The 16,814-nt window shown below is 33.6% G+C and carries 17 protein-coding genes; 3 read left to right on the forward strand and 14 right to left on the reverse strand.

Features of this window, described 5'->3' with window-relative positions; all coding sequences use genetic code 11:
* The 12 genes from C6H18_RS08230 to ppsA form a co-directional block, all read right to left on the reverse strand.
* Window positions 1-1,044 (reverse strand): Cache 3/Cache 2 fusion domain-containing protein (locus C6H18_RS08230; protein WP_158654895.1); only part of this gene is annotated, 1,044 nt, incomplete at its 3' end.
* A 104-nt stretch (window positions 1,045-1,148) separates the two neighbouring features.
* Window positions 1,149-1,967, reverse strand: a complete 819-nt coding sequence (locus C6H18_RS08235) for a transporter substrate-binding domain-containing protein (RefSeq protein WP_104722626.1) — start codon at window positions 1,965-1,967, stop codon at window positions 1,149-1,151.
* Window positions 1,968-2,053: 86 nt separating this feature from the next.
* Complete coding sequence (locus C6H18_RS08240) at window positions 2,054-2,800, reverse strand: amino acid ABC transporter ATP-binding protein (protein ID WP_104722627.1); 747 nt, start codon at window positions 2,798-2,800, stop codon at window positions 2,054-2,056.
* A 9-nt stretch (window positions 2,801-2,809) separates the two neighbouring features.
* Entirely contained in the window at window positions 2,810-3,460 is a 651-nt protein-coding gene (locus C6H18_RS08245) for an amino acid ABC transporter permease (protein ID WP_104722628.1), read from the reverse strand.
* Window positions 3,461-4,123 carry an amino acid ABC transporter permease gene (locus C6H18_RS08250; protein ID WP_104722629.1) on the reverse strand — a complete coding sequence of 221 codons (663 nt, stop codon included), beginning with the start codon at window positions 4,121-4,123 and terminating at the stop codon, window positions 3,461-3,463.
* Between the two features lie 12 nt (window positions 4,124-4,135).
* Window positions 4,136-5,668, reverse strand: a complete 1,533-nt coding sequence (gene purH / locus C6H18_RS08255) for a bifunctional phosphoribosylaminoimidazolecarboxamide formyltransferase/IMP cyclohydrolase (protein ID WP_104722630.1) — start codon at window positions 5,666-5,668, stop codon at window positions 4,136-4,138.
* Between the two features lie 13 nt (window positions 5,669-5,681).
* Window positions 5,682-6,752, reverse strand: a complete 1,071-nt coding sequence (locus C6H18_RS08260) for an LptF/LptG family permease (protein ID WP_104722631.1) — start codon at window positions 6,750-6,752, stop codon at window positions 5,682-5,684.
* On the reverse strand, window positions 6,749-7,342 hold the full coding sequence (pth, locus tag C6H18_RS08265; protein ID WP_104722632.1) for an aminoacyl-tRNA hydrolase: 594 nt from the start codon (window positions 7,340-7,342) through the stop codon (window positions 6,749-6,751). The genes C6H18_RS08260 and pth overlap by 4 nt, the downstream gene beginning before the upstream one ends.
* On the reverse strand, window positions 7,342-7,878 hold the full coding sequence (locus tag C6H18_RS08270) for a 50S ribosomal protein L25/general stress protein Ctc (RefSeq protein WP_104722633.1): 537 nt from the start codon (window positions 7,876-7,878) through the stop codon (window positions 7,342-7,344). The genes pth and C6H18_RS08270 overlap by 1 nt, the downstream gene beginning before the upstream one ends.
* A gap of 62 nt (window positions 7,879-7,940) precedes the next feature.
* Window positions 7,941-8,942: a transaldolase gene (locus C6H18_RS08275; RefSeq protein WP_104722634.1), complete on the reverse strand. Its 1,002-nt coding sequence runs from the start codon at window positions 8,940-8,942 to the stop codon at window positions 7,941-7,943.
* Between the two features lie 10 nt (window positions 8,943-8,952).
* Window positions 8,953-9,573, reverse strand: coding sequence for a phosphoserine phosphatase SerB (serB, locus tag C6H18_RS08280; RefSeq protein WP_104722635.1), 621 nt, complete (start codon window positions 9,571-9,573; stop codon window positions 8,953-8,955).
* Window positions 9,574-9,582: 9 nt separating this feature from the next.
* Window positions 9,583-12,006, reverse strand: a complete 2,424-nt coding sequence (gene ppsA / locus C6H18_RS08285) for a pyruvate, water dikinase (protein ID WP_104722636.1) — start codon at window positions 12,004-12,006, stop codon at window positions 9,583-9,585.
* Between the two features lie 164 nt (window positions 12,007-12,170).
* Between ppsA and purL the strand changes: the two genes are divergently transcribed.
* Window positions 12,171-14,390 carry a phosphoribosylformylglycinamidine synthase subunit PurL gene (purL, locus tag C6H18_RS08290; RefSeq protein WP_104722637.1) on the forward strand — a complete coding sequence of 740 codons (2,220 nt, stop codon included), beginning with the start codon at window positions 12,171-12,173 and terminating at the stop codon, window positions 14,388-14,390.
* Window positions 14,374-14,787 carry a hypothetical protein gene (locus tag C6H18_RS08295; protein WP_233704109.1) on the forward strand — a complete coding sequence of 138 codons (414 nt, stop codon included), beginning with the start codon at window positions 14,374-14,376 and terminating at the stop codon, window positions 14,785-14,787. Before purL ends, C6H18_RS08295 begins: the two co-directional genes overlap by 17 nt.
* Here the strand turns inward: C6H18_RS08295 and C6H18_RS08300 are convergent, their stop codons facing one another.
* Window positions 14,788-15,285, reverse strand: a complete 498-nt coding sequence (locus C6H18_RS08300) for a flavodoxin (RefSeq protein WP_104722638.1) — start codon at window positions 15,283-15,285, stop codon at window positions 14,788-14,790. It lies immediately after the preceding gene.
* Between the two features lie 182 nt (window positions 15,286-15,467).
* On the opposite strand from C6H18_RS08300, the gene C6H18_RS08305 reads away from it, so the two are divergent.
* Window positions 15,468-16,436, forward strand: a complete 969-nt coding sequence (locus tag C6H18_RS08305) for a catalase family peroxidase (protein ID WP_104722639.1) — start codon at window positions 15,468-15,470, stop codon at window positions 16,434-16,436.
* A 25-nt stretch (window positions 16,437-16,461) separates the two neighbouring features.
* On the opposite strand, the gene C6H18_RS08310 is transcribed toward C6H18_RS08305, so the two are convergent.
* Window positions 16,462-16,814: methyl-accepting chemotaxis protein (locus C6H18_RS08310; RefSeq protein WP_233704110.1), on the reverse strand; the 353-nt coding region annotated here is incomplete at its 5' end.

Here is a 16,814-nt window from a genome sequence, read left to right on the forward strand (position 1 = left end):
TCCTTTTTGGATGGTGGAGAGAGGAGATAAGAGTTTTCCTATTGCAAAGGATAAAAGTAGCAAAACTATCACCACAATAGCTAAAAGTGCCGCAACAATAATCTCTTGAAGAACTACAATGGTTTTGGTGAAGTCTTCTATTACAGCCTCTACCAATACATACACTTCTAAAGGCTTATTATAAAAACCAAAAGTCTTATAATGTTTGCCATCTTTGCTATAAACTATAAAATCATTTTCTGGAGGATTTGCAAAATAACTCCTATCATCTAATTGCTCAGAATCCCCTACTATAAATTTATTAAACTTCTTATCAAGAACCAAAATTCCACCTTGAGCTCCAATAGGAATTTGACTTAAACTATTTTTTAAAGCTCTATAAAAATCTTCTAATTGATAAGCAACAAATAAAATCCCAATTACTTCATTAGAAGCACTAAGCACAGGTGCGTAAATAGACATATAATCATATCCAAAGAGTCTTACCCTTCCTGTGAAAATTTCTTTATTATTGATTTTCTGAAAGGCTGGATGATTTTTACCCAAATTCGTTCCCACCACTAAATTACCATTAGTATCTCTTAAGGAAGTAGCAATCCTAACAAAATCTCCGTCAATATCCTTAATGAAAATCGTTCCAACACTTTTAGTCATAGTTAATATATAATCCAAAATAGGTTGCATATTGGTAACAGAATATCCATTATAAGATAAATCAAAAGTCGTCTTATCTTTGATATTGATAGTGTTTTGTGTATTAATACTCCAACTATTAGAATGTTTTTTGCCATAATTTTGTTCTATCATAGATTCAAAAATATTATAAGACTTAGTAGTTTCTGTAACAATTTGTTCTGCAATAATTGAAAAATTCTTATCTACTAAAACACTGACTTGTTCTAATTGTCTCTTTAATTCTTTATCAATATTGCTTTGCATCAAAAAAACAATCAAAAAAACAAATGGAACAAAAGCAAGTATAAAAACAATGGTTTGCATTACAACAAATTTGCGTTTAAGAGAGTAATTACCCCAAGAAAACATTTCTTCTCCTTTAATTAATTATTTATATGATAGTCATATAACTAAAATAATCCCCCCCCCCCCACTCACAAACAAAAGTGGAGAAAAGAAAAAGAAAACGAGTTTTATTTTACAAAAAGAACAGAATCTATTTTATCAGCTCCATAAATAAGGGCTAAAGTTTTTTCATAAGATTCTTTCATAAAGCCATTAGTATTTAAAGTTTCTATTTCTTTATTTAACCATTCCAATAATTCTTTATCCTCCTTTTTTACTGCGGGGGCAATAACATCCTCTTCGCCTAGTTTCTCAATCCCCACTGCAAACTCAGGATTTTCTTTAGCCCACGCAAATACCAATAAATTATCGTGAGCCAATGCGTCTCCTCTAGCATCTTTCAAAGCCAAAAAAGCTTCAGTGTTTTGGTCAAATTTCAAAAGCTCAATTTCAGGATGATTTTTACTAAAATAAAAATCCGCCGTTGTCCCTTTATTAACAATAAGTTTTTTACCCTTTAAATCTTCAATAGAAGCAATATTGCCACCTAAGGAAACCACTCCTAAAGCCACTTTCATATAAGGTGTTGCAAAATTAACTACTTCCTCTCTTTCTTTTGTTTTCGTAAAGTTTGCCATAATAATATCAACTTTGCCACTTTTTAAAAACTCCACACGACTAGCAGCTTCTACCAATTCAAATTTAACTTTTGATGAATCTCCCAATAAATCTTTAGCAATTTGCTTAGAAATTAAAACATCAAAGCCATCATTTTGCCCCTCTTTATTAATAAATCCAAAGGGAGGTTTATCACTAAAAACTCCAATGGTAATAACATCTTTTTTCCTAAGCATCTCTAAAGCATTATCACCTTTAGACTGATTACCACAACCCACTAGACAAAAGCCCAATATTAGACCAAAAAACAAAATAATTGTTTTTTTCATACATTATTCCTTTATTAAATTCCTTCAAAAGCCTCAATTATACTAAAAAAATAAACCCGTTTCCATAATTCCATAAAATTTTCTTATCAAAACTCAAAAACATTTAAGAATCGCTTTGCTATATTGCTTTGTGGATTTGTAAAAAACTCTTTAGGGGAAGCTATTTCTGCAATTTTTCCCTTATCAAAGAAAACAACCCTATCGGCAACATTTTGGGCAAATTTCATCTCGTGTGTTACTAAAATCATTGTCATTCCCTCACTTGCTAATTCTCTAATAACCTCTAAGACTTCTTTAACCATTTCAGGATCCAAAGATGCCGTTACCTCGTCAAATAACATCATTTCAGGATTCATACATAAAGATCGAATAATAGCCACTCTTTGCTTCTGTCCTCCACTTAATTCCCGTGGATAAGAATTGCGTTTTTCTTCTAAGCCAACGCGCTTTAAAAGCTTCAATGCGTGAGAAACCACATCTTCTTTTTTTCTTTTTTGCACTTTAAGAGGGGCTAAAATGATATTTTCTAAGACATTTAAATGGGGAAAAAGCTCATAACTTTGAAAAACCATACCTATCTTTTCCCGAATCTTTCTCCACTCCGCTAAAGCAACATCCTCTCCTTTAAAATAAATCTTTCCTTGATTAATCATTTCTAATCCATTAATACAGCGTAAAAATGTGCTTTTTCCACAACCACTTGGACCTAAAATTGCACATACTTCACCCTTTTTTATCTCTAAAGAAATATCATCTAAAATTAAAGTCTCGCCAAATAATTTGGTTAGATTCTCAATTTTTAATAAAATTTCGTTTTTTAAATGATGAGCCATTTATCCTCCTTATGCAAACTTCCTCTCTAAGATACGACTAAAAAAAGATAGAGGATAGCAAAGTAAAAAATACAAAAAGAAAATTCCACCATAAACCCAAAAACTCGCCTGTGGATAGTCAATAATATTAATTTCAATAATTTGTTGTCCAACCTTTAGCATATCACTTACTCCAATCAAAGCGGCTAATGAAGTCGTTTTAATCATTCGCGTAAAAAGATTCACCAAAGGTGGCAAAAGCCTTTTTAAAGTCTGTGGAAAGATAATAAAAATTTGAATTTGCATCTCACTTAACCCCAAAGCTCTACCACTTTGGCTTTGGTGCTTAGGAATACTTGATATTGCTCCACGCACTAAATCCCCCATCTCCGCAATACCCCAAAGACTAAAGACAATAATGCAAGTCTCTATGGCACTTAAGTGTAAAAAAGAAAGTCCAAAATAGACAATAAAAAGCCAAACAAGGATAGGAATAATACGAATACTCTCCAAATAAAAACGACAAAAGACATTCAAAACCCTACAAGGCAAAGTCATCAAATAGCCTAAAATAACCCCAAAAATGCAAGAAAAAAAGATAGCACTCAAAGCAATAATAAAAGTAACCCCTACCCCTTCTAAGATTCTTTTTATTATTTGCCAATCCAACAAAATCTCCATTTAATCCATAATCCTTTTATAATGTTTTTCTAAGGAATAAAATAAAAATGACAATGGAAGCAAAACAACCAAATAACAAAGAACAAGCAATAATAAAGTTTCACTACTTTTATAATAACTCCCTAATAAATCTTTTGTTACATACAAAACATCAGCTAAAGCAATACCGCTTACCACAGAGGTCTCTTTAAGTAAAAAAATTGCATTAGCACCAATATAAGGGAAGCTTACCATAAGACTTTGGGGTAATACGATATAAAAAATAAGCTGAATCTCATTAAACCCCAAGCTTCTAGCACTCTCTAGCTGAATCTTGCTTACAGACTCTAATCCTGCACGAAAAGATTCTGCCATATAACTCCCACCCAAAAACACTACACCCACCAAAGCACAAGTATAACTATCAAGCTTCCAACCAATTTGTGGTAACCCATAATAAAGAAAAAATAATTGGATAAGTAAGGGTGTATTGCGTGATAGTTCTACATAAACTTTCGCCACAAGGTAAAAACCTCTAATCTTGTAATACTCAATAATGGCTATAAAAAATCCCACAACAATAGAAAATATCACACCCAAAAAAGATAAATGCAAAGTAAGCCATAGAGCTTTAGCAAAAGTTGGAATAGCACCATTTATAAAGCCCCAATCCAAACCCAACATTTCAACAATGCCCTAATGTAAAAAATGCCTTTTATAGCTAAAATAAAGTGCCATATTATTCTCATTAGCACAAGCTATCACTTCTTCATCTCGGATACTCCCACCGGGTTCAATTACTGCACTAACACCTACTTTATGAGCCTCTTGTATGCTATCTTTAAAGGGAAAAAAAGCTTCAGAAGCTAGCACACAGCCTTGCAAATCTATTCCCATCTCTTTTGCCTTAGCAATAGCAGCCTTAGCCGCATCAACACGACTTGTCATTCCCATTCCAATAGCTACCATAGCACGATTTTTCACATAAACAACACAATTAGACTTCACAAGTGCGACGATTTTATAAGCAATTTCTAAATCTTGCATTTGTGTGTTAGTAGCTTTTTTAATACTCATACATTCCGAGTTTTTCACTTCATCACTCAAAACTTCATCGCTTTCTTGTAAAAGAAATCCCCCTTCAATATGCTTAAAGTTTTTGGCATCTCTAGGAAGCTTTAAATACTCCTCCCCACAAAGAAAAATCTTTAGCTTTTTTTTAGGCATTAAAAATTCCAATGCTTCCTTAGTAATACTTGGAGCGACTAAAACTTCAAGGAATATTTTTCCTATTTCTTGCGCTAAAGCTAAATCCACTTCCCCATTAATAGCTACAACACCTCCATAAGCGGAAATGCTATCGCATTTTAAGGCTTCTTTGTAAGAATCCAACAAAGTATCTCCTATGGCAAAACCACAAGGATTAGCGTGTTTTACAATACATACAGCTTTGTTTTGACCAAAGCTTGAAGCAATCTTTATAGCACTATTAATATCTGTTAGATTATTAAAACTTAGCTCTCCTTTTAAGATTTTAAAATTTTTAGAATAAAAATCCTCCCATTCATAATAAGCACCTTTTTGATGAGGATTCTCGCCATAGCGCGTTTTGCCAACAAGATTCCCCGCTAAAAAATGCACATCCCCAAACCCCTCTTTAAAAGTTTTATTCATATAATTAGCAATCATCACATCATAACTTGCAGTATGTTCATAAGCTTTTATCATCATTTTTTGACGCAATGCTAGAGTATTTTGATGATTTTTTAATGCTTCAACAATAAAAGCATAATCCTTAGGATTGCTAACCACCAATACAGATTGAAAATTCTTAGCAGCTGCTCTAAGCAAGGTAGGACCACCAATATCAATATTTTCTATAATTTCATCAAAATCATCAGTTCTTTGTATGGTTTGTTTAAAAGGATAGAGATTCACACAAACAAGATTAATATCCCTTATCCCATATTCTTGAGCAATTTTAACATCTTCGCTATTTTCTCTGCGATATAAAATCCCACCAGCAATTCTAGGATGAAGCGTCTTAACCCTCCCACCAAACATCTCTTCGCTTTGGGTATAGCTACTCACTTCTATGGCTTTTATCCCCTCCTCTCTTAAGGCTTTTAGAGTTCCGCCCGTAGATAAAATCTCATATCCTATTGCTACCAACTCCTTTGCAAAAGGAGTTATATTAGTCTTATCACTTACACTTAACAAAGCAGTCATTTTTATCCTTTCTCTATTTTAATAATCTTAAAAACATCCAACCACCCACTACCATAAATACTGCAAAAGGCAATAAAATACCAATTTCAGGCAACAAAAATCCACTAATAGCCAATCTTGAAAGGCTAAAAAATATCCCCCATAGCAATAAAATACTAAGGAGCATTCCAAAAACCATCATACCTAAATGGACATAACGATTAGTATCAGGAACAAACCTCGATAAAGAAATCATCATTAAAGGTGCAAAAAGAGGAAATAAGAGTAAAGCATAAAAAGAAGCTCTAAGTTTTTGCGTATTAATACCTTGTTGCGATAGAAGTTTTATTGCCTCATAAGCATCCATTAAAGAAATGCTCCCTTGTCTCTCGTAAATATTATCCAAAATCTTAGGCTTAAATCCTTCTAAAATCGTATAGCTCTCTTGATGTTCAACAGCTATTGGGGTTTCACCTAATTTTAAATCTTTTGGCACAATAATAATCTTTACATCTTCTAATCTCCACTCTTCCCCATTAAAAACAGCCCTTTGTGATTGAATCACTTTATCAATCAATAAAGTTTGTGGATTAAACTCATAAACCCTTACCCCCTCTGCACTTTGCAATAATGGAAAAATCTTTTCAAAATAAATATAATACTGCTGATATTTTAATAATACATTGCTTTTATAGCTCCCTACATAGCCCCTCTCTACAATCAATTCTATTTTTTCTTTAGCATAAGCAAAGGGCGTAGCGTTTAAAGCAATAAAACTAGCGGTTATCACAAAACTTATTAAAAATATAGGAAAAAAAATATTAAATTTTGAATACCCAAGTGCCAAGAATGCAGTCCATTGAGAACTCCTTAACATAATGTTTATTAAAACAATTTGCGCTAATATGAGTGCAAGGGGCAAAATAAAACCGCTTGCATAGATAAATTCATAGACAATCAATAAAACTACTAAATTAGCAGAATTAGGAAAATCATCGACAAATCGCATTAAGTCAATAAAAACAAAAAAACATTCTAACGCAATAAAAAGTATGAGAAAATACCGAATATAAGAAAAACTAATATAACGATAAAATAAGCTCATTGGGCGGATTCTTCTTGAGTTTTTTTAAAATGATTAATCGTATAAGAACACGAGATTTTTTGAGCAAGCAATGCAGGGTTTTCTAATTTTGTAATTTCTATGGCAACCTTCGCGCAATGTTTAATTAAATCCTCATTAAGCATTACTTCCTTATCGCTAAAATCCTCTAACACCCATTTAATCACTTCTTTTTTGTTTTGTGGCTTCCCAATACCATAACGAATCCTATAATACTCATTCCCACATAGACAATCAATAGACTTTAATCCATTATGCCCACCATTTCCACCACCAAATTTAAATCTAATTACACCAAATTCTAAATCCAAATCATCGTGTATCACTAAAATATTGTCTATTTTATAATAATTCTTTACTCTTAAAAGAGATTCTCCAGAAGCATTCATAAAAGTAGTGGGCTTTAACAAAAATATTTGGTGAGACTTATAAAGCTCACCACAGAAGTCTTTATTGGATTGTTTAGTTGCTTTTAAAGAAGTGATAAGATAATCTATCACCATAAATCCTATATTATGGCGATTGTGCTTGTATTTATCTCCGGGATTCCCTAAACCAACAATTAAAAACATTAACGAGATTTGATAACACCTACAATAGCCACATCATCTCTTTCTACGATTTTCACTCCATTATTTTGTGGTAAATCGCGTATAAGAATAACATCCCCTACATCAAGATTTGTTACATCAATTTCATAATTTTTTGGGAGATTCTCAGGAGCAGCTTTAACTTTAATACGTTTTTTAGAAAGCATTAAAACTCCTTTATTTTTCAACCCTTTTGCAATCCCTACAACTTTTACTTTTACAGAATACTTAGCCTCAACTCCTTCTTGGGCTAACATTAAATCCACATGGATAATATCACTAGTAATGGGATCTTTTTGATATTCTTGAATCACAACAGGATATTCCTTAGAATCCACTTGAACTTTAAAAATCAAATCGGCTTTATTACGAACTTCTCGTATAAAATCATTACGTTTAAAGGCGCAATGAATATTTTCTTTGCCTTTCCCATAAATATTTGCAATTAGATAACCATTTTTTCTTAAAGCTTTAGTATCTGCCTTAGAAATACTCTCTCTAATTATTCCACTTAACATTTAAATCCTTCATTCATAAAATTAAAAGCCAAAATTATGGCATTTTTTTTTTAAAACTTTATTTAATTTAAACTCTCTAAAATTTTTCTAAATGCCTCTTTGAAATCCTCTAATCCCTGTTGCAATAATTCTTTTGCTACTGCTTCTATATCAATTTCTGCCTCTTTAACCATTTTAAAATAATCTTCTAATTCCTCATTGCTAGGCAAATAAGCATCATCAACAACTTTTAATTCTATAAAAGATTCTAAAGCGGCTAAAGGAGCCGTATTAATAGCATAAGGGTGATAAAGCTCTTTAATATAATAACTAGGCTCTAAGTCTCCACCCTTAACTCCTGTGCTAGCAAAGAGGGGTCTAACAGGCAAAGAATATTCTTTAACAATCTTATAAAGATATTGCGCATTTTTAATCCCTAAAGTAGCCATTGGTATCTCTTTATCCCTAAAAATCTCATCACATTTTCTATCAAACCTAGAAACAAAGATACTAATGACTGCGCGTGGATATTCTTTTAATTCTATCTTATTGCGTTCTTTTAACATATCATAAGCTTTTTTAAACGATTCCATACAATCAATAGCTTGTTCTTTAGAAAAAACCAAAGTTGCATTCACGGGAATGCCTTGCAAAATCAATTCTTCCATAGCTACAATCCCTGCTTTAGTAGCTGGAATCTTAATCATCACATTAGGATAGCCAATGCTCTTAAAAAGCCTAATACCCTCCTCAATGCTTCCCTTAGAATTATCACATAAATTGGGATCAATCTCAAAACTAATATAGCCATCATTAGGATTATCTTCATAAATGGGGAGTAAAATTTCTGCAGCTCTTTTTATATCTTCAATCGCTAAATTTTCATAAATCTCTTTTAAATCTTTGCCTTTTAATGATTCCTTTTGTTCTTGGTAACTTGCATTAGTCAATGCTTGTTGAAAAATAGCAGGATTACTAGTAGCCCCCTGTATCACTCTGCCTTCCACCATTGCCTTAAACTGATTTTCCAAAAATTCTCTTTCAATAAAATCACACCATAGCGAAAAGGAAACATTCTCAGACATCATAAACTCCTTAAATATATGCGATAATTTCTCTCAAATCCCGCTTATCTACAATAATATTTGCAAACTTCTTAACAATATCTTTACCACAAAAGGAAATAGTTTTTTTTGCATAAGGAAACATTGAAATATCATTAGCACCATCACCCATTACAATGGTATCCTCTTCACCAATACCTAAGAGATTCTGCACTTTCTTAAGCATTCTCCCCTTAGAGTAGCTAAACATCATCTCCCCTCCAACCTCTCCGGTTAAAACTCCATTTTTATGATGCAAAGTATTACTAAAATGTATATCATAACCCAATACTTTCTTACCGGCACTAACTCCCTCATCAAACCCTCCACTAAAAACTACTACCTTATAATCCTTACCCTTTAAAGCAAGGATTAATTCTTTAGCACCAGAAATATAAGGGAGATCATTACAAATCTCCTCTACAAGAGGTAAAGGCATTCCAGCTAAGGTCTCCACTCTCTTTTTTAAGCTTTGATAAAAGTCCAACTCCCCATTCATAGCTTTTTTAGTGATTTTACTAACCTCCTCTTCTTTTCCATAAGCTTTGGCTAAAAAATCAATAGTTTCTCCATCCATTAAAGTAGAATCAAAATCAAATACCGCAAGTTTCATATTTTACCCTTATGAAATCCCTAATTTTTTCTCCAACTTAACAATCCTATCCCAAGTCTCAATCACAGAATCAGGATTTAAAGAAATTGAAGAAATACCATTTTCTACCAAAAATTCTGCAATTTCTGGATAATCACTTGGTGCTTGTCCGCAGATTCCACAATATTTATTATGTCTTTTACAAGCATCAATAGCAAGTTTAAACATCTTTAAGAGAGCAGGATTACGCTCATCAAAAACATGACTTACAAGCTCACCATCTCTATCTACACCCAAAATAAGCTGTGTTAAATCATTAGATCCTATAGAAAATCCATCAAAAAGTTGTAAAAACTCATCAGCTAAAATCACATTTACGGGTAACTCACACATTACATAAATTTCTAATCCATTCTCTCCTTGAACAAGTCCATTCTTACGCATAATTTCTAAAACGCGTTTCCCTTCTTCAGGAGTCCTCAAAAAAGGAATCATGATCTTCATATTCGTAAATCCCATTTCATTCCTAGCCATTGCTAAACCTTGACATTCTAATTCAAAGGCGTGGATATATTCTTTAGAATAATACCTACTAGCACCCCTATAACCAATCATAGGATTCTCTTCGCGGGGTTCATAATTTTTACCGCCCACCATTCTACGATATTCGTTAGATTTAAAATCGCTTGTTCTTACAATAACAGGCTTAGGATAAAAAGCCGCTGCAATCATCCCCACACCTTCTGCAATTTTTTTAACAAAAAAATCCTTAGGGTTGGCATAACCAGACATAATCTCCCGCACTCCTTCTATCCCATCAAATTCTTGATTGCCATTGTGTAAATCAATCAATGCCAAAGGATGCGCTTTGATATAATTATTAATAATAAATTCCATTCTAGCCAACCCTACTCCATTATTAGGAATCATCGAAAAGGCAAAAGATTTTTCAGGATTTCCTACATTGATATAAATTTTTGTTTTTGGTTGTTCTAAAGAACTTAAATCCACTCTCTCAACTTCATATTTAAAGATTCCATCATACACTAATCCATCTTCCCCCTCCGCACAAGAAACCGTTACCTCCATTCCTGTCTCTAAAGTCTCCGTAGCACCTACTGCACCTACAATAGCAGGAACTCCAATTTCTCGCGCTACAATAGCAGCGTGGCAAGTCCTACCTCCACGATTAGTAATAACCGCAGCAGCCTTCTTCATCGCTGGTTCCCAATCAGGATCAGTGTTATCTGTTACTAAAATCTCCCCGACTTTTAATTCTCCCATATTCACAATATCATTAATTACCCTAATCTTCCCTGTTCCAATCCTTGCACCAACTGCTTTACCACGAATCAAAACAGGCTTTTCTCGAGAATCTACAAAATAATACTTCTCTAAGGTATTGCTATTTTTTTTCATTTTTTGACTCTGCACTGTCTCTGGACGCGCTTGGACGATAAAAATCTCTCCACTATTCCCATCTTTTGCCCATTCCATATCCATAGGACGATATTCACCTGCCTCTTTAGAGTAATGCTTTTCAATTAAAACCGCATAACGCGCTAAAGTCAAGACTTCATCATCATTAATAGAAAAACTCTTTAATTCTTCTTCTGTGGTGTCGATATTTTTTGTAGGATGTTTAGCACCAGAGGCTGCATAAACCATTTTTATGTTTTTATGCCCTAATTGACGCTTCAAAATAGGACGTTTTCCCAATTCTAAAGCGGGTTTAAAAACATAAAATTCATCAGGATTAACAGTGCCTCCTACAACATTCTCACCCAATCCCCAAGAAGAAGTAATTAAAACAGCGTCTTTAAATCCTGTTTCTGTATCAATACTAAACATTACTCCAGAACTTGCCTTATCAGAGCGAACCATCTTTTGAATCCCAACAGACAAGGCTACCTTAAAATGGTCAAATCCCCTTGAAGCCCTATAACTTACAGCTCTATCGGTAAAAAGTGAAGCCATACAAGATTTAATATAATGGATAAGCTCTGTCTGTCCCTGAACGCTCAAATAAGTATCTTGCTGTCCTGCAAAAGAAGCATCAGGCAAATCCTCTGCAGTAGCAGAGCTTCTAACGGCTACATCAGCTTCCTCCATTCCATATTCTTCACTTAAAATCCTATAAGCCTCTAAAATTTCTTCACGCAAATCCGTAGGCAATGGCGTTCCAAAAATCATATCACGTATCTTTTTAGAGCGAACATTTAAAACATCAATTTCTGTTACATCAATCCCATCAAGAAGCTCTTTAATTTTTTCTCTAATCCCGGCACTATCTAGCAAATACCAATATGCCTCACTTGTAATAGCAAATCCATTAGGGACTTTAATACCCATAGGAACAAGCTCTTGGAACATCTCGCCAATACTTGCATTTTTACCGCCCACAATATGGACATCTTTATTATTTAGCTCCCTAAAAAACTTGATGTATTGCATTATAATTTTCTCCTATGAAAGATAATCTTGATTTAGCAAACGATTCTACTTAAAAAATATTTATCTCATTCTTAGTTTATCTCTACTTTATCACTTGTTTGTTAAACTTTTATTATTTATATTATTTGGCTAGTAAAAACTACACATTAAACTTAAGGTAATCAATGGAAAATCTGGAATTAATTTTAAAACAACATAAGCTAACATTAGAGGATTATCAAAAGATACTAAATATTTTACAAAGAAAGCCAAACCTTATCGAAATTGGGCTTTTTTCTGCTATGTGGAGTGAGCATTGTAGCTATAAATCAAGCAAGATTTATCTTAATGGATTCCCAACTAGCGCACAATGGGTTCTTCAAGGTCCAGGTGAGAATGCAGGGATTATTGATATTGGTGGTGGGTATGGAGCAGTCTTTAAAATAGAATCCCATAATCACCCAAGTTTCATCGAACCTTATGCAGGAGCTGCCACAGGAGTGGGAGGAATTATGCGGGATATTTTCACTATGGGGGCTAGACCTGTAGCAAACCTTAATTCTATCCGCTTTGGAGATATTACTAAAAAAGATTCCATAGGCTCTAAACATCGCTATTTATTGCGTGGAGTTGTAAGTGGCATAGGAGGATATGGTAATTGTATGGGTGTCCCAACCATTGGAGGGGAAATAAGCTTTGAATCTTGTTATGAGGGTAATATCTTAGTTAATGCCTTTACTTTAGGGATTATTAAAAATGATGAAATCTTTTATGGAAAAGCCGAAGGGATTGGAAATCCTGTTATTTATGTAGGGAGCAAAACAGGACGCGATGGCTTAGGAGGAGCTGTTATGAGTAGCGATTCTTTTAGTGAAGATTCTAAATCCTTGCGTCCTACCGTGCAAATAGGCGACCCATTTACTGAAAAATTACTCTTAGAAGCTTGTTTAGAATTATTTAAAAAGGATCTAATTGTAGGGATACAAGATATGGGTGCTGCTGGGCTTACAAGCTCTAGTTTTGAAATGGCGGGACGCAGTGGAAGTGGAATGATACTACATTTAGATAGAGTGCCTATGCGGGAAAAAGCAATGAATCCTTATGAATTGATGCTTAGTGAATCCCAAGAGCGAATGCTTATTTGTGCTAAGAAAGGTTGTGAAGCAGAAATTATAGAAATTTTTAAAAAATGGGAACTTGATTGTGCAATCATTGGAGAGGTTACTAATAGTGGCAAAATGGAGCTTTATTGGTATGATGAAAAATGTGCAGAAATTCCTATTGCTCCCTTAAGTGAGGAAGCTCCTATTTTAAGGCGTGCGGTTAGTCAAAGCCCTACTTATTTAGATTCTATTCCATTACTTAAAGAAGAAATACTGCAATCTTTAGAACCCAATGCAGTCTTTCAAACTCTCTTAAAAAACCCTGATATTTGCGATAAAGCGTGGGTCTATGAACAATATGATAGCACGGTGCAAGGCAATACCATTACCAAAGCCGGGAGTGGAGGAGCAAGTGTAATTAGGGTAAAAGAAAACAACAAAGCCTTAGCAATGAGCGTGGTATGCCCTATTAGAATCTGCTATCTTAACCCTAAAGAAGGTGCAAAACAAGCAGTAGCAAAAGCAGGAAGAGATATTGCCTTAAGAGGAGGTAGAGCCTTAGCCATTACAGATTGCCTTAATTTTGGTAATCCAGAAAATCCAGAAGTTATGTGGCAATTTAAAGAAACTTGTGAAGGCATTAAAGAATCTTGCAAGATACTCAATACTCCTATTGTAAGCGGAAATGTTAGCCTCTATAATCAAACAAACCAACAAGATATTTATCCTACACCAACTATTGCTAGTGTCGGAGTTATCCATAATCCCCTAAAAATACTTTGCAGCAATTTCTCTGCAAACCTTAGTATCTATCATCTAAAGCCCAAATCCTTTAATCCCCAATTTGGTGGAAGCATTGTAGCAAAACACTTTGGCAATAGCATTAAAGCCCCTATTACCTCTATCAATCTCCAAGAAGAATTATACCTATGGGATATTCTTTTAAAAGCAAATGAGCAAGAATTATTAAAAGCTGCTGTTGATGTTTATCAAGGAGGTCTTGCTCTTTCACTTGCTAAGGCTTGTATAAGAGGACAAATAGGCTGTGAGAGCATCCAATCTTTAGATTTTAAAGAACTTTTTGCAGAATCCCCAACACAAGTTTTAATTGCCATAGACAATCAAAAAGAAGAAATTATTTTAAAAACCTTAAGGGGTTTAATCCAAAATTCTAACTTCTGCCTAACAAAAATAGCCAAAACAGGGGGTGATATGCTTAAGATAGGCTCTATCTCTCTATCCTTACAACAGGCACAAAAATATTACTTTGAAAGCTTTAAAGACATTGCTGAATCCCTTTAAATTATTCTTATGGCTATATTTTGGGATATATGCTGCTTATGCTATGGATTTTGAGACTTTTTACCAACAAGTCCATATTCAAAGCTTAGAGAAAAATTACATCCGCTTTAGGGGAAGAAAATTATTAAGCTATGAATCCTATCATTTGATAAGTGATGCAAAAGAGAAAGAAAAACTTTATGATTCTTTAGTGCTTGTATTTACCAAAATTTCTCGCTTTATTATTTTTAACGAGCAAAGCGGAGTTGGAATTTCTACAGAATTAGGAAGCCACTTGCAGTTTGATATTAAATATTATGAAACCCTAGAGAATATTGGAATACGAGGAGAGATTAAGGCAATGTGCGTATTGCCTTATTTTGATAAGTGTATCCTGCTAGGGTATCAAGCCTTTTAACTATTCAAACTGCCCTTTAATATTGTCAATCCATTCTTTAATCCTTTGCTCACTTAACTCTTCTTGATTATCTTCATCAAGCATTAAACCTATAAATTCTCCATCAACGACTACTTTTGTTTCTTCATATTCATAGCCATTGGTTTTTGTAAATCCAATAATCTTTCCCTCTTTATGTGATAATTCATAAAGAGGCAATAATCCATCACAAAAGGTATCTCCATAGGTATCTTGATCGCCTAAACCTACTAATGCTATAACTTTTCCGCTAAAATCCTCTGGCTTTAAAGTTTCCAAAAACTCTTCCCAATCTCCTTGCATATCTCCATTACCATAAGTTGGAGTTGCCAAAATAAGATTCTTATATTCTAAAAGCTTTGATTTTTCTGTTTTTGCAACATCAAAAATATCTACATCACCTAAAACATCAGCGATTTTCTTAGCAATACTTTCAGTATTGCCACTATCACTACCATAAAACAAACCAATTTTTTGCATTCTTTATTCCTTTTTTCTCTAAATTATAAGAAACATTATTATTTTAAAACAAAAATTATTAAATAATTATAAGAATACTATGTATTATTAACCCAAATCTAAATTTCTTTAAGATTGTAAATCTATTAACTATTTTAAATTATAATCCGCATTCTAAATACCCACAACAAAAGGATTTATTAATGAAAAACAAAAAGTATTTAAATTTAGCACTAGCTTGTTCCTTATTAGGAAGTATAGCAATAGCCCAAGAGAGTAAAACTTATGATGCAGAAGATATTGCGGATATATTTTATCAGCTAAATAGTAGCCCACAAGATCCCAAAAGAAAAATCAATCATGCAAAAGGTTTCTGTGCTAGTGGAGTTTTTGAACCCGCTAAAGATATTACTACTACAATTGATGTTCCACTATTTGAACAAACTTCTATTCCTATGGAAATTCGTTATTCACTAGGTGGTGCTATTATGGATGATAAAAGTAAAGCAAGAGGTATGGCTCTGCGATTTCAAGGAGATAACCATCATTGGACAATGGTAATGCTAAATACAGAAGTAAATTTCGCAAAAAACCCTCAAGAATTTGGACAATTCTTTGAAATGAGAATACCTGTAAATGGAAAAGTCGATACAGAAAAAATCAAACGATTAACCCAAGAAGTAGATTCTTATCGAAACCATGCAGCCATTGTCGATAAAATGGGAATCTCTAGTCTTGAAAATACACCTTTTTATAGCATCCATACTTTTTGGTTTCAAACACCTAAAGAAAAAGATCTTATTCCTGCTAGATGGAAATTCATCCCAAAAGATGGAATAAAATACCTTGATAAAGAACAGCTTAAAAATGCCAATAAAGATTTCTTGCTAGAAAACTTCCAAACCTACACACAAACAAAACCTATAGAATATGATATGTATCTTGTATATCCTAATAAAGGAGATGCGACAGATGATACAACAGCACTTTGGAAAGGCAAACATAAAGAAACCTTAGTGGGGACTTTAAAAGTTCAGCAATATCAGGGAATGGAATGCAATAAAGATGTCTATTTTCCATCAGATTTGCCAACGGGAGTAGAAGCTCCAAGAGATCCTTTATTTGAAATCAGAAATACTGCTTATGCCATAACCTTTGGTAGAAGGCAATAACCTTTAATGGGGCTATAAAGTCCTATTAATATTGCTTCTTTTTAATCTCCATTTTTATTTCACCTACCATATCATTAATCTTTAGACTAATTTCTTGAGAATTATTAACAGCTTCAACACTTTGTTGTGTAACACCCTCTAATTGATTAATAGCTTCATTAATCTGTGAGATACCCTCTGTTTGTTCTTTAATAGATTCACTCATATCATTAATACCTTGAACAAGCACATTAACATTAGCTTCAATCTCATTTAAAGATTTTCCTGTTCTCTCTGCTAGTTTTCTAACTTCATCAGCAACAACTGCAAATCCTCTTCCGTGTTCTCCTGCTCTTGCTGCTTCAATAGCAGCATTAAGTGCTAAGAGATTTGTTTGAT

This window comes from Helicobacter mesocricetorum (genome assembly GCF_900198605.1).
GTDB classification, from domain to species: domain Bacteria; phylum Campylobacterota; class Campylobacteria; order Campylobacterales; family Helicobacteraceae; genus Helicobacter_D; species Helicobacter_D mesocricetorum.

Coding starts and splice junctions, on each gene's coding strand:
- C6H18_RS08270 (WP_104722633.1), bottom strand. CDS start 7,878: ATGTTAAGTGGAATAATTAGAGAGAGTATTTCTAAGGCAGATACTAAA.
- C6H18_RS08240 (WP_104722627.1), bottom strand. CDS start 2,800: ATGGCTCATCATTTAAAAAACGAAATTTTATTAAAAATTGAGAATCTA.
- ppsA (WP_104722636.1), bottom strand. CDS start 12,006: ATGCAATACATCAAGTTTTTTAGGGAGCTAAATAATAAAGATGTCCAT.
- serB (WP_104722635.1), bottom strand. CDS start 9,573: ATGAAACTTGCGGTATTTGATTTTGATTCTACTTTAATGGATGGAGAA.
- C6H18_RS08235 (WP_104722626.1), bottom strand. CDS start 1,967: ATGAAAAAAACAATTATTTTGTTTTTTGGTCTAATATTGGGCTTTTGT.
- C6H18_RS08300 (WP_104722638.1), bottom strand. CDS start 15,285: ATGCAAAAAATTGGTTTGTTTTATGGTAGTGATAGTGGCAATACTGAA.
- pth (WP_104722632.1), bottom strand. CDS start 7,342: ATGTTTTTAATTGTTGGTTTAGGGAATCCCGGAGATAAATACAAGCAC.
- C6H18_RS08250 (WP_104722629.1), bottom strand. CDS start 4,123: ATGTTGGGTTTGGATTGGGGCTTTATAAATGGTGCTATTCCAACTTTT.
- purH (WP_104722630.1), bottom strand. CDS start 5,668: ATGACTGCTTTGTTAAGTGTAAGTGATAAGACTAATATAACTCCTTTT.
- C6H18_RS08260 (WP_104722631.1), bottom strand. CDS start 6,752: ATGAGCTTATTTTATCGTTATATTAGTTTTTCTTATATTCGGTATTTT.
- C6H18_RS08245 (WP_104722628.1), bottom strand. CDS start 3,460: ATGGAGATTTTGTTGGATTGGCAAATAATAAAAAGAATCTTAGAAGGG.
- C6H18_RS08275 (WP_104722634.1), bottom strand. CDS start 8,942: ATGTCTGAGAATGTTTCCTTTTCGCTATGGTGTGATTTTATTGAAAGA.
- purL (WP_104722637.1), top strand. CDS start 12,171: ATGGAAAATCTGGAATTAATTTTAAAACAACATAAGCTAACATTAGAG.
- C6H18_RS08305 (WP_104722639.1), top strand. CDS start 15,468: ATGAAAAACAAAAAGTATTTAAATTTAGCACTAGCTTGTTCCTTATTA.